This window comes from Micromonospora sp. NPDC051006, assembly GCF_044456245.1.
GTDB lineage: Bacteria > Actinomycetota > Actinomycetes > Mycobacteriales > Micromonosporaceae > Micromonospora.
On sequence record NZ_JBITFP010000002.1, the window covers coordinates 283,660 to 295,409 of the forward strand.

The window sequence follows — 11,750 nt, forward strand, 5'->3', positions numbered from 1 at the left end:
GATCATCCACCCGCAAGCCCCCGTACCGGCCGTGACCTGCCGACCCGGGCCAGCCAGCCGCCGTCGGCTGCGTGTCGTCTTCCATTGGATGCGCGGCGGGAGGGCAGGACTCGCCGGCCGCGTGAGTCGACGAGTGGGGTCAGCGCCCGTCGACGGTGACGCGCAGGGCCCAGCCGTTGAGCACCTGGTGGATGCCGCGCAGTCGCTCGTTGATCTGCTCCAGCCGCTCCGCCTGCGCCAGGGCGGCCAGCGCGGAGCCGAGCGCGATCTGCTGGTCGGGGGTGAGGTTCTCCTGGTCGATGCCGTAGAGCAGATCGACGGTCTCGGCGAGGGTGTCGGCCACGACTACCTCCTCAGGGGACGGGGCAGCGGTCACGAGAGGTGCGCGTACGTCGATGGAAGCGCTCCCACGTCATTGTGCCCGGTCGGGCCCGAACTCATGCATCGCAGGAGAGCGGTGTCAGGCCGGCAGGTTGCCCAGCACCACGTCCAGCACCCGGATCGCATCCGGCTTGGAGAGCGGATTGTTGCCGTTGCCGCACTTCGGCGACTGCACGCAGGAGGGGCAGCCGGTCTCGCAGCGGCACTCGGCGATCGCGTCCCGGGTGGCCCGCAGCCAGCCCGCCGCGGTGCCGTACGCCCGCTCGGCGAAGCCGGCCCCGCCCGGGTGTCCGTCGTAGACGAAGACCGTCGGCGCCTCGGTGTCCGGGTGCAGGGCGGTGGAGAGCCCACCGATGTCCCACCGGTCGCAGGTGGCCATCAGCGGCAGCAGCCCGATCGCCGCGTGTTCGGCCGCGTGCAGCGCGCCGGGCACGTCCGCCGCCTCGACGCCGGCTCGCGCCAGCGACTCCGGCGACAGGGTGAACCAGACCGCGACGGTGCGCAGCTCCCGGGTCGGCAGGTCCAGCGGCCGGGTGTCGATCACCTCGCCGGTGGCGATCCGCCGCCGCTGGTACGAGACCACCTGGCTGGTCACGTCCACCTCGCCGAGGAACATCCCGACCGGCCCAGCGTCCAGGTACGAGCGCACCGACACCACCGAGACGTTGGTGACGTCCCGAGCGTGGGTGGACCAGTCCGGCTCCTCGGCGTGCACCAGCGCGCACCCGTCAGCCAGATCCAGCTCGTCCACCACGTACGAGACGCCCTGGTGCAGGTAGACCGCGCCGGGGTGGAGCATGAAGTGCGACGAGCCGCCGTCCACCGTGCCGAGCAGCCGGCCGGTGGCCGCCTCCACCACCACGACCGGCGCCCCGCCCTCGCCGCGCAGGTCGACCTCGGGTCGCTCCCGGTGCCGCCAGTACCAGCCGGTCGGCCGCTGCCGTAGCGCTCCCGCCGCCACCAGCTCGTCGACCGCCTCCTTCGCCCCGTCGCCGAAGAGCGCCAGGTCGGCCGGGGTGAGCGGCGCCTCGACCGCGGCGCAGGCCAGCTGCGGGGCGAGCACGTACGGATTGGCCGGGTCGAGCACGGTTGCCTCCACCGGCCGCCCGAAGACCGCCTCCGGGTGGTGCACCAGGTAGGTGTCCAGCGGGTCGTCCCGGGCGACCAGCACGGCGAGCGCCTCCTGCCCGGAGCGCCCCGCCCGGCCGGCCTGCTGCCAGAGCGACGCCCGGGTGCCCGGGTAGCCGCAGATCAGCACCGCGTCCAGGCCGACCAGGTCGACCCCGAGCTCCAGCGCGTTGGTCGAGGCCAGCCCGAGCAGCTCGCCGTGCAGCAGCGCCCGTTCCAGCTCCCGCCGCTCCTCGCGCAGGTAGCCGGCGCGGTAGGCGGCCACCCGCTCGCCCAGCCCGGGCACCGCGTCGTCGAGGGCCCGGCGGGCGCTGGCCGCCACCACCTCGGCGCCCTTGCGGGAGCGGACGAAGGCGAGCGTGCGTACCCCTGCGGCGACCGTGTCGGCGAGCAGGTCGGCCGTCTCCCGCAGCGCCGACCGGCGGACCGGCGCCAGGTCCGCCGTCTCGGCGGAGGTGTCGGCCGAGGGCAGCAGCGGCGGCTCCCAGAGTGCGAAGGTCACCCCGCCGCGCGGCGAGGTGTCCTCGGTGACAGCGGCCACCGGCAGGCCGGTGAGCCGGCCGGCCGCCGTCGCCGGGTCGCCCGAGGTCGCGGAGGCCAGGACGAACACCGGCGTGCTCCCGTAGCGGGCGCACTGCCGGCGCAGCCGACGCAGCACGTGCGCGACGTGCGAGCCGAACACTCCGCGGTAGGTGTGGCACTCGTCGATGACCACGTACGTGAGTCGGCGCAGGAAGCCCGTCCACTGGGCGTGCCCGGGCAGGACGCCGTGGTGCAGCATGTCGGGGTTGGTCAGCACGAACCGCGAGTGCCGGCGGATCCACTCCCGCTCGGCGCGCGGCGTGTCGCCGTCGTAGCAGGCCGGGCGTACCCCCTCCAGCTCCAGCTCGGCGACGGCGCGCAGCTGGTCCGCGGCGAGCGCCTTGGTCGGCGCCAGGTAGAGCACGGTGGCCCGGGGGTCGGCGAGCAGCGTGGCCAGCGCAGGCAGCTGGTACGCCAGCGACTTGCCGGAGGCGGTGCCGGTGGCGACCACCACGTGCTGGCCGTCGTACGCCAGGCTGGCCGCCTCGGCCTGGTGCCGCCACGGCGCGACCACGCCGCGCCGGGCGAATGCCGCGCGCAGCTCCGGCGGGGCCCACTGCGGCCACGGCGCCGGCACGCCCGGTCGGGCAGGCACCCGCTCGACGTGGGTGACCGGGTCGGCGGCGGCGCGGGCGCGCAGCCGGTCCAGCAGGTCGGCCGAAGCGCGCTCGGGCTCGGGAGCTGCGGTTACGGTGGCGGCCGACGACGGCTTCAGGTCGTGGCCCGGCGCCAGGCGCGCCGAGCTGAAGCCGTCGTAAGTCACGTCCTGCACTCTCGCACTGGTGTTCGGAGATGAAAAGCCGGGGCCCCGGGTAAAGGGGGAGCCGGCGCCGGTGACCACAGCGTCTGCCAGCGGTAGTGGTTAGATGCCCAGAGAGTTTACGGCTCGCACGAGGAGGACCGATGGAGCTGTCGCTGGCGACCCGCACCGTGGGCGAGCACACGGTGCTCGAGGTCGGCGGTGAGGTGGACGTCTACACCGCCCCCCGGCTTCGCGAACGGCTCCTCGAGCTGATCGACGGTGGCGCCCGGCACGTCGTGGTCGATCTCGGTCGGGTCGACTTCCTCGACTCCACCGGGCTGGGCGTGCTGGTCGGCGCGCTGAAGCGGCTGCGTTCGGCGGGCGGCTCGTTCGCCCTGGTCTGCGACAAGGAGCCGCTGCTCAAGATCTTCCGGATCACGGCGCTCGACCAGGTCTTCCCGTTGCACCCCACGGTCGACGCGGCGGTCGACGCCGACGCGACCGGCGCCGGCGCGTGATGGCCACGGTCCGGCTCTCCTTCTCCCCGGCGCCGGTGCACGTGCGTACCGCCCGATTGGTCGGCGTCGCCGTCGCCAGGCGGGCCGGGGTCCGCGAGGACCTGCTCGACGAGGTCCGCCTCGCGATCGGCGAGGCGTGCACCCGGGCGGTCGCCCTGCACCGCCAGTACGGCCTGGTCGACCCGGTGCTGGTGGAGATGTCCGACGCCGGGCAGTACGCCGTCCGGGTGGTCGACCGCGCGCCGATCGAGGCGGGTATCGGCCTCGCCGCGCTGCCGCCGGACGAGTTGGCCAACGAGTCGCTCACCGACGAGGCGCTCACCACCGGCGTGGGCTTCGCGCTGCTCGCCGGCTTCGTCGAGGACCTCCAGGTCCGCCCGGTCGACGAGGGCATCGGCACCGAGGTGCGGATGGTCTGGCCGGTAGGCCGCTGACCCGTCACACAGCCCGCCCCACCGCACAGGCCGCGTTCCCCTCGGGGAGCGCGGCCTGCATCGTATGGACCCGCTCCTATATCAGATTTCGGTTCATAACACAGCGACGAAGATCATCGGCGGGGGGTGCACCCTCGGTGTGACCTCGGACACTGCGGAGGGCTACAGTACCCGGGTTGTCTGCAAGTGATCCATCCCGCAGCCAGCGGGAACGGGTGTTCGTCGCTCGTCCGCTGGGTGGGCTCGGCGGGCGCTTGCGAGTCCGCATCCAGGCGCCGGTCGGTGCGTCTCCACCGGCCGACGCGTGTTCGGTACAGGAGGACACAGATGTCCGAGACCTTGGCCGCCGACGTTGGCGGGCTTTCCCTTGACGGAGCCAATGTCACGTACGTCGTCATCGCCGCGGTGATCGCGCTGGTGGCGCTCGTCTTCGCCGCCGCCCTCACCAGGACGGTTCTGGCGGCCGGCAAGGGCACCGCGAACATGCAGGAGATCTCCGGGGCCGTCCAGGAGGGCGCTTCGGCGTACCTGCTCCGACAGTTCCGTACCCTGGCGATCTTCGTCGTCGTCGCGGTGATACTGCTCTACCTGCTGCCGGTGCACGACACCGACGGCAGCGAGACCGCCGTGAAGATCGGCCGGTCGGCCTTCTTCGTGGTCGGCGCGCTCTTCAGCGCCTTCATCGGCGGCGCCGGCATGTGGCTGGCCACCCGCGCCAACCTGCGGGTCGCGGCCGCCGCCCGGGAGCGACAGGGTGGCCGGGAGGCCGCTATGAAGATCGCCTTCCGGACCGGTGGCGTGGTCGGCTTCCTCACCGTCGGGCTCGGCCTCTTCGGCGCCGCGCTCGTCGTCATCCTCTTCCGCGGGGACGCGCCGACCGTGCTGGAGGGCTTCGGCTTCGGCGCCGCGCTGCTCGCGATGTTCATGCGGGTCGGCGGCGGCATCTTCACCAAGGCCGCCGACGTCGGCGCCGACCTGGTCGGCAAGGTCGAGCAGGGCATCCCGGAGGACGACCCGCGCAACGCCGCCACCATCGCCGACAACGTGGGCGACAACGTCGGTGACTGCGCGGGCATGGCTGCCGACCTCTTCGAGTCGTACGCGGTCACCCTGGTTGCCGCGCTGATCCTCGGTCGCGCCGCGTTCGGCGAGGACGGCCTGGTCTTCCCGCTGATCATCTCCACGATCGGCGTCCTGGTCGCGATCATCGGCGTCTTCATCACCCGGCTGCGCACCTCCGACCGCAACGGCCTGACCGCGATCAACCGGGCCTTCTACCTCTCCGCGGTGATCTCCGCGGTGCTGGTGGCGATCGCCGCGTACGCGTACCTCCCGGCGACCTTCGCCGAGCTGGAGGGCGGGCTCACCGACGTCGACCGCAACCCGCGGCTGGTGGCCATCGGCGCGGTGATCATCGGTATCGTGCTGGCCGCCGCGATCCAGGCGCTGACCGGCTACTTCACCGAGACCAACAAGCGCCCGGTGCAGGACATCGGCAAGAGCTCGCAGACCGGCGCGGCGACCGTCATCCTCGCCGGCATCAGCGTCGGCCTGGAGTCGGCGGTCTACTCGGCGCTGTTGATCGGCGCCGGCGTGTTCGGCGCGTTCCTGCTCGGCGGCTCCTCCATCACGCTCTCGCTCTTCGCGGTCGCGCTGGCCGGCACCGGCCTGCTCACCACGGTCGGCGTGATCGTCGCGATGGACACCTTCGGGCCGATCTCCGACAACGCCCAGGGCGTGGCGGAGATGTCCGGCGACATCGACGAGCACGGCGCCCGGACGCTGACCGAGCTGGACGCGGTCGGCAACACCACCAAGGCGATCACCAAGGGCATCGCGATCGCCACCGCGGTGCTCGCCGCGACGGCGCTCTTCGGCTCGTACACCGACACGCTGCGCACCGCGTACGCGGACGCCGGGGTGGGCGACGTCGGGTCGGAGATCCTGAACTCGCTGAACGTGGCGAACCCGCGCAACCTGGTCGGCCTGATCATCGGTGCGGCGGTGGTCTTCCTCTTCTCCGGGCTGGCCATCAACGCGGTCTCCCGCTCGGCCGGCGCGGTCGTGATGGAGGTCCGCCGGCAGTTCCGTGAGCTGCCCGGCATCATGGACCGCACCCAGCGTCCGGAGTACGGCAAGGTCGTCGACATCTGCACCCGGGACGCTCAGCGCGAGCTGATGACCCCCGGCCTGCTGGCCATCCTGGCGCCGATCGCGGTCGGCTTCGGCCTCGGCCCGGGGGCGCTGGCGTCGTACCTGGCCGGTGCGATCGGGGCGGGCACGCTGATGGCGGTCTTCCTGTCCAACTCCGGCGGCGCCTGGGACAACGCCAAGAAGCTGGTGGAGGACGGCGCGTACGGCGGCAAGGGCTCCGAGGCGCACTCCGCGACCGTCATCGGTGACACCGTCGGCGACCCGTTCAAGGACACCGCCGGCCCGGCGATCAACCCGCTGATCAAGGTGATGAACCTGGTCTCGCTGCTGATCGCGCCGGCCGTGGTGGCCTGGAGCGTGGGCGACGACCGGAACACCGGCCTGCGGATCGGCATTGCGGTGGCGGCCACCCTGGTCATCGTCGCGGCGGTGATGTTCAGCAAGCGCAAGGGCGTGGCGATGTCCGACGCGGATGCCGGCGACGGCACCGGATCGGGCAGCCCCGACCAGCAGCAGGAGACGGTTCCGGCCTGACCCGGACGGCACGGAGTCCCCGGCCGGCGCCCGTCGCCGGCCGGGGACTCCGGGCACTGACGCCGGGCACGTAGTGGGAAACCTGAGCGGTGCCACCCCTCGACAGACGCCGTACGCTGCAACGCATGCGTACGTGCCGGGCGACTGCTGCCGGAAAGCTCACGGTGGTCCTGGCCGCGCTCGTTCTGGTCGTCTCCGGCTGTGGCGGCGGCCCCAGCCCGCGGGCCTGGGCGGCCTCGGTCTGTTCCGCGCTCGCTCCGTGGCGCTCGGAGATCAGCAGGTTGACCAGCAGCACCGACCAGCAGATGACCGCGCAGACCACCCCCGCGCAGGCCAAGGAGAACCTGGTCCGCCTCTTCGGCGGCGCCGAGGAGGCCAGTGAGACGGCCCGGCGGGAGGTCGAGAAGGCCGGCGTGCCGGAGACCGACCACGGCGAGGAGATCTCCGCCGGCTTCCGCTCCTCCCTGGGGAAGATGCGGGACGCCTACGGCCGGGCGCGGGACACCATCGACGGGCTCAGCACCGCTCAGGCCAGCACCTTCTACGACGGGGTCAAGGCCGCCGTGGACACCCTGAACAAGGAGTACGACGCCGGTGCGCTCGACACCAATCGGCTCAAGTCGGAGGAGCTGAAACGGGCCTTCGACGAGGTGCCGGAGTGTCGCTGAACGGGCTCGGCGACCAGTCGGGAGGAGAACGTCTCCCGGCGCTCTTCCCGGTGCCCGAGCCCGATCCGGCGTCGACGGTCCGTGCCGGCCGGCGCGGACGGCGTACCGCGCCCGTCGGCACCGACGTGCCGGCGGCGGCCGGCGGGGAACCCGACCCGACCCGGGGACTCTCGGGCCCGCCGGAGACCGCCGAGGGCCGGCAGCTGGTCTTCTTCGGCGCGGAGACGGCCGAGCCGAGCGTCGCCGATCTGGTCGGGCTGCTGGCCGGGCCGGGCGAGGTGGTCCGGATGGGCGGCACCGCCCGGCTCTCGGTGGTGGTCGACGCCGCCTGGCGGGTGCACGTCCTGGTGGCCGAGCTGGCCCAGCGGGGGTTGGCGGCGAGCTGGGAGCCGACCGAGGACGAGCGGCACGCGGTGCGCACCTCGTACACCCGCGCCTTGAAGCCGCTCGCGATGGCCTGGCTGCGCGGGGCGGCGAAGCGGCCACCGGCCGGCTTCCATCTCAACGGCCGGCGGCTGCGGCTCTGGTTGGCCGCGGCCGGGGTGGCCGAGCCGCCCGGGTTCCTGCTCCGGCTGGGCGCGGCGGACCAGCAGTGCTGGGAGCCGGTCGGTCGGGCGCTCGCCGCGGTCGGCCTCGCCGGCGACCTGCTGGCGCCGGAGCTGGGCGGTCCGGCGTACCTGATCACCGGGCGGCGCCGGCTGCGCCGCCTCGCGGAGCTGGTGGGGGATCCCCCGCCGGCCGCCCCGGCGCCGGCCTGGCCTGCCCTGTCCTGACGGCGCCGGGGGTGTCAGGTCGCGGACAGCCGGGGGACGATAACGGCGGAAAACGGGCGGGTGGGACCTCAGCCGACGGTCCGCCATCATCACAGTGGCCCGCTTCCGGCCCTACCCACGGTGTACGGTGGCGCCGTCCGGCAGGTCGATCCCTGTCGGGGTGGTTTGCCGCCCGCGAAACCCGAAACGCGGACGGCGCGTTACGTTGGACATCCGGGCCGTCGGGGTCCCGGGGGCCGAATGCGGCCCGAATCGGACGCCGAGCGGTCGCGAGCAGGAGTGAGGTCGGGGAGAGACGTGCCAAGCAACGCTGGAACCACCCGTCTGGTCATCGTCGAGTCACCGGCGAAGGCCAAGACGATCTCGGGCTACCTCGGCCCGGGGTACGTCGTGGAGGCCAGCTTCGGGCATGTCCGCGACCTGCCGCGCAACGCCGCCGACGTACCGGCCAAGTACAAGGGTGAGTCGTGGGCCCGGCTCGGGGTCGACGTCGACAACGGCTTTCACGCGCTCTACGTGGTCTCCGCCGACCGGAAGCAGCAGATCAGCAAGCTGGTGAAGCTGGCCAAGGAGGTCGACGAGATCTTCCTGGCGACGGATGAGGACCGCGAGGGCGAGGCCATCGCCTGGCACCTGGTGGAGACGCTCAAGCCCAAGGTGCCGGTCCGGCGGATGGTCTTCCACGAGATCACCAAGCCGGCGATCCAGGCCGCGGTGGCCAACCCGCGCGAGATCGACCGGGACCTGGTCGACGCCCAGGAGGCGCGGCGCATCCTCGACCGCCTCTACGGCTACGAGGTCTCGCCGGTGCTGTGGAAGAAGGTCATGCCGAAGCTCTCGGCGGGCCGGGTGCAGTCCGTGGCGACCCGGATCGTGGTCGAGCGGGAGCGGCAGCGGATGGCCTTCCGCACCGCCGAGTACTGGGACATCCTGGCCACCCTGGCCGTGCGGAACCCGGGCGAGGGGCCGCGGGCGTTCAACGCCACCCTGATCGCGCTCAACGGTGACCGGATCGCCACCGGCAAGGACTTCGAGCCGACCACCGGCCGGGTGAAGCCCGGGGCCGGCGTCGTGCACCTGGACGAGAGCGGCGCCCGTGGGCTGGCGGCCCGGCTCGAGGGGCGGCAGTTCACCGTCACCCGGGTCGAGGAGAAGCCCTACCGCCGCCGCCCCTACGCGCCGTTCATCACCTCGACTCTCCAGCAGGAGGCGGCCCGCAAGCTGCGCCTCTCCTCGCAGCAGACGATGCGCACCGCGCAGCGGCTCTACGAGAACGGCTACATCACCTATATGCGGACCGACTCGGTCAACCTGTCGGAGACCGCCATCTCGGCGGCCCGCCGGCAGATCGTCGAGCTGTACGGCGAGCGCAGCGTGCCGCCGGAGCCGCGCCGCTACACCGGCAAGGTGAAGAACGCGCAGGAGGCGCACGAGGCGATCCGCCCGGCGGGGGACAACTTCCGCACCCCGGGCGAGGTGGCCAAGGAGCTGTCGGCCGAGGAATTCAAGCTCTACGAGCTGATCTGGCGGCGGACCATCGCCTCGCAGATGACCGACGCGGTCGGCTCCAGCGTCTCGGTGCGCATCCGCGCGGTCTCCTCGGCGAGCGAGGAGGCCGACTTCGGCGCGACCGGCAAGACCATCACCGACCCCGGCTTCCTGCGCGCCTACGTCGAGTCGAGCGACGACGAGAACGCCGAGGCCGAGGACGCCGAGCGGCGGCTGCCCACCCTGGTCAAGGACCAGCCGCTGACCGCCGACGAGCTGGCCGCGCAGGGGCACCACACCCAGCCGCCCTCGCGCTACACCGAGGCGTCGCTGGTCAAGGCGCTGGAGGAGCTGGGCATCGGCCGCCCGTCCACGTACGCCTCGATCATGCAGACCATCCAGGACCGCGGCTACGTGAACAAGCGCGGCCAGGCGATGATCCCGACCTTCCTGGCGTTCGCGGTGATCGGGCTGATGGAGCGGCACTACCCGCGCCTGATCGACTACGACTTCACCGCCAGCATGGAGAACGAGCTGGACGAGATCGCCGGCGGGGACCACGCCGCGGTCGACTTCCTCACCTCCTTCTACTTCGGCAGCACCAACGGCACCGGCGACCAGGCCATCGCGCACGCCGGCGGGCTGAAGAAGCTGGTCACCGAGAACCTCAGCGAGATCGACGCGCGCAGCGTCAACTCGATTTCCCTCTTCACCGACGACGAGGGCCGCGAGGTCGTTGTCCGGGTCGGCCGGTACGGGCCGTACCTCCAGCGGGCGGTGCCCGGCGAGCAGCCGACGCCGGCCGCCACCGGCGAGGGCGAGGAGGGCGGCGGCCAGGGCGACCGGGCGCCGATCCCGGAGGGCCTGGCCCCGGACGAGCTGACCCCGGAGAAGGTGCACGAGCTGTTCCTCGGCGGCAGCGGCGAGCGCAAGCTCGGCGACGACCCGGGCACCGGCGAGCCGATCGTGCTCAAGTCCGGTCGGTTCGGCCCGTACGTCTCCAGCGGCGAGCGCAAGTCCTCGCTGCTGCGCTCGCAGACGCCCGACTCACTGACCCTGGAAGAGGCGCTCAAGCTGCTCAGCCTGCCCCGGCTGATCGGCGTCGCGCCGGATGGCGTCGAGGTCTTCGCGAACAACGGGCGCTACGGCCCGTACGTCAAGCGGGGTGAGGAGTTCCGCTCGCTGGACTCCGAGGACAAGATGTTCAGCGTCACCCTGGACGAGGCGCTGGCCCTGCTGGCCGCCCCGAAGACCCGCCAGCGGCGGGCCGCCGCGCCGCCGCTGCGGGAGATGGGCGTCGACCCGCTGACCGAGAAGCCGCTGGTCATCAAGGACGGCCGGTTCGGCCCGTACGTGACCGACGGGGAGACCAACGCGTCGCTGCGGCGCGCGCAGACGCCGGAGGCGCTGACCATCGAGGAGGCCTCCGAGATGCTCGCCGAGAAGCGGGCGAAGGGGCCGGCGCCGCGCAAGAAGGCGGCGGCGAAGAAGGCCCCGGCGAAGAAGGCCGCCACCAAGAAGACCGCGGCGGCGGCGAAGTCCACCGCGGCCAAGAAGACCACCATCGCCAAGGCGACCGCCGCCAAGAAGGCGACCCCCCGCAAGGCGCCGGCGGAGTAACCCCGTCGAGGCTGGGCGTACGGCCGGCGTTGCCCGGCCGTACGCACGTCGTGCGGGTCAGCGGCCCGGCTGTGGCTTCTGCCGTTCCTCGCGGGTCTTCTCCCACCGCTCCGCGGCGGCGCTCATCTCGTCCTGGACGAAGAGGAAGAAGTCCCGCAGCTCGGCCAGTCGCGCACCGGCCGACGACTCCTCCTCACCGACCGCCACCACACCCTCGTGGACGACGTCGGCGAACCTCGTGTAGATCCCGCTGCGGATCATCGAGGTGTACGTGTGGGACTCGGCCGCCTTGTAGAGGTCCCGGCGGGATCCGGGGGCCGGCTCGCGTACCGCCATGCCGACGTGGATCAGGTAGCGCACCGCCCCGGAGACGGCGGCGGGGCTGACTCCGAGCCGCTCGCTGATCTGTGCCGCGGTCAACCCGGGTTCCTCGGCGACCAGGAGCGCCGCGAGCACCCGCGAGGGCATCCTGGGCACGCCCATGTCGCTGAAGGTGAGGGCGAAGTGCTCGACGAAGCGTCGTACGGCTTCCTCGTCGCGGTGGCCTGCGGGCTGCATCAACTTATCTTTCACTACTTTCTGAATTTCTTGTAACGATCGTTCCGGACGGCGGCGGGGGGGGGGGGGGGGGCGCCCCCCCCCCCCCCCCACCCCCCCCCCCCGGCGCCCGGGCGGCGTGGGGCACGGAGGGGCGCGATCAACTCCCCCCCCCCCCCCCCCCCGCGCCC

At 72.6% G+C, this 11,750-nt stretch carries 9 protein-coding genes; 6 read left to right on the forward strand and 3 right to left on the reverse strand.

Annotated elements, in window-relative coordinates; all coding sequences use genetic code 11:
* Positions 1 to 139: 139 nt before the first annotated feature.
* Positions 140 to 343 carry a hypothetical protein gene (locus tag ACIBBA_RS05030; RefSeq protein WP_396693889.1) on the reverse strand — a complete coding sequence of 68 codons (204 nt, stop codon included), beginning with the start codon at positions 341 to 343 and terminating at the stop codon, positions 140 to 142.
* A 117-nt stretch (positions 344 to 460) separates the two neighbouring features.
* Positions 461 to 2,863, reverse strand: a complete 2,403-nt coding sequence (locus tag ACIBBA_RS05035) for a DEAD/DEAH box helicase (protein WP_396693891.1) — start codon at positions 2,861 to 2,863, stop codon at positions 461 to 463.
* A gap of 131 nt (positions 2,864 to 2,994) precedes the next feature.
* On the opposite strand from ACIBBA_RS05035, the gene ACIBBA_RS05040 reads away from it, so the two are divergent.
* From ACIBBA_RS05040 to topA, 6 genes are all read left to right on the forward strand, one after another.
* On the forward strand, positions 2,995 to 3,351 hold the full coding sequence (locus tag ACIBBA_RS05040; RefSeq protein WP_350868005.1) for an STAS domain-containing protein: 357 nt from the start codon (positions 2,995 to 2,997) through the stop codon (positions 3,349 to 3,351).
* Positions 3,348 to 3,785 (forward strand): ATP-binding protein, encoded by a 438-nt coding sequence (locus ACIBBA_RS05045; RefSeq protein WP_396693894.1) that lies wholly within the window; start codon positions 3,348 to 3,350, stop codon positions 3,783 to 3,785. The genes ACIBBA_RS05040 and ACIBBA_RS05045 overlap by 4 nt, the downstream gene beginning before the upstream one ends.
* Before the next feature lie 327 nt (positions 3,786 to 4,112).
* Positions 4,113 to 6,473: a sodium-translocating pyrophosphatase gene (locus ACIBBA_RS05050; RefSeq protein WP_396693896.1), complete on the forward strand. Its 2,361-nt coding sequence runs from the start codon at positions 4,113 to 4,115 to the stop codon at positions 6,471 to 6,473.
* Between the two features lie 125 nt (positions 6,474 to 6,598).
* Positions 6,599 to 7,141, forward strand: a complete 543-nt coding sequence (locus ACIBBA_RS05055) for a hypothetical protein (RefSeq protein WP_396693898.1) — start codon at positions 6,599 to 6,601, stop codon at positions 7,139 to 7,141.
* The gene (locus ACIBBA_RS05060; protein ID WP_396693900.1) at positions 7,132 to 7,914 is read left to right on the forward strand and encodes a hypothetical protein; all 783 of its coding nucleotides are present in this window, start codon (positions 7,132 to 7,134) and stop codon (positions 7,912 to 7,914) included. The genes ACIBBA_RS05055 and ACIBBA_RS05060 overlap by 10 nt, the downstream gene beginning before the upstream one ends.
* 297 nt (positions 7,915 to 8,211) lie before the next feature.
* Positions 8,212 to 11,022, forward strand: a complete 2,811-nt coding sequence (gene topA, locus ACIBBA_RS05065; protein ID WP_396693902.1) for a type I DNA topoisomerase — start codon at positions 8,212 to 8,214, stop codon at positions 11,020 to 11,022.
* A 57-nt stretch (positions 11,023 to 11,079) separates the two neighbouring features.
* On the opposite strand, the gene ACIBBA_RS05070 is transcribed toward topA, so the two are convergent.
* Complete coding sequence (locus tag ACIBBA_RS05070; RefSeq protein WP_396693904.1) at positions 11,080 to 11,580, reverse strand: GbsR/MarR family transcriptional regulator; 501 nt, start codon at positions 11,578 to 11,580, stop codon at positions 11,080 to 11,082.
* Between the last annotated feature and the right edge of the window lie 170 nt (positions 11,581 to 11,750).

Excerpts from the sequence above, each read along its gene's own strand:
- ACIBBA_RS05070 (WP_396693904.1), bottom strand. The coding sequence starts at position 11,580 with ATGCAGCCCGCAGGCCACCGCGACGAGGAAGCCGTACGACGCTTCGTC.
- ACIBBA_RS05055 (WP_396693898.1), top strand. The coding sequence starts at position 6,599 with ATGCGTACGTGCCGGGCGACTGCTGCCGGAAAGCTCACGGTGGTCCTG.
- ACIBBA_RS05040 (WP_350868005.1), top strand. The coding sequence starts at position 2,995 with ATGGAGCTGTCGCTGGCGACCCGCACCGTGGGCGAGCACACGGTGCTC.
- ACIBBA_RS05050 (WP_396693896.1), top strand. The coding sequence starts at position 4,113 with ATGTCCGAGACCTTGGCCGCCGACGTTGGCGGGCTTTCCCTTGACGGA.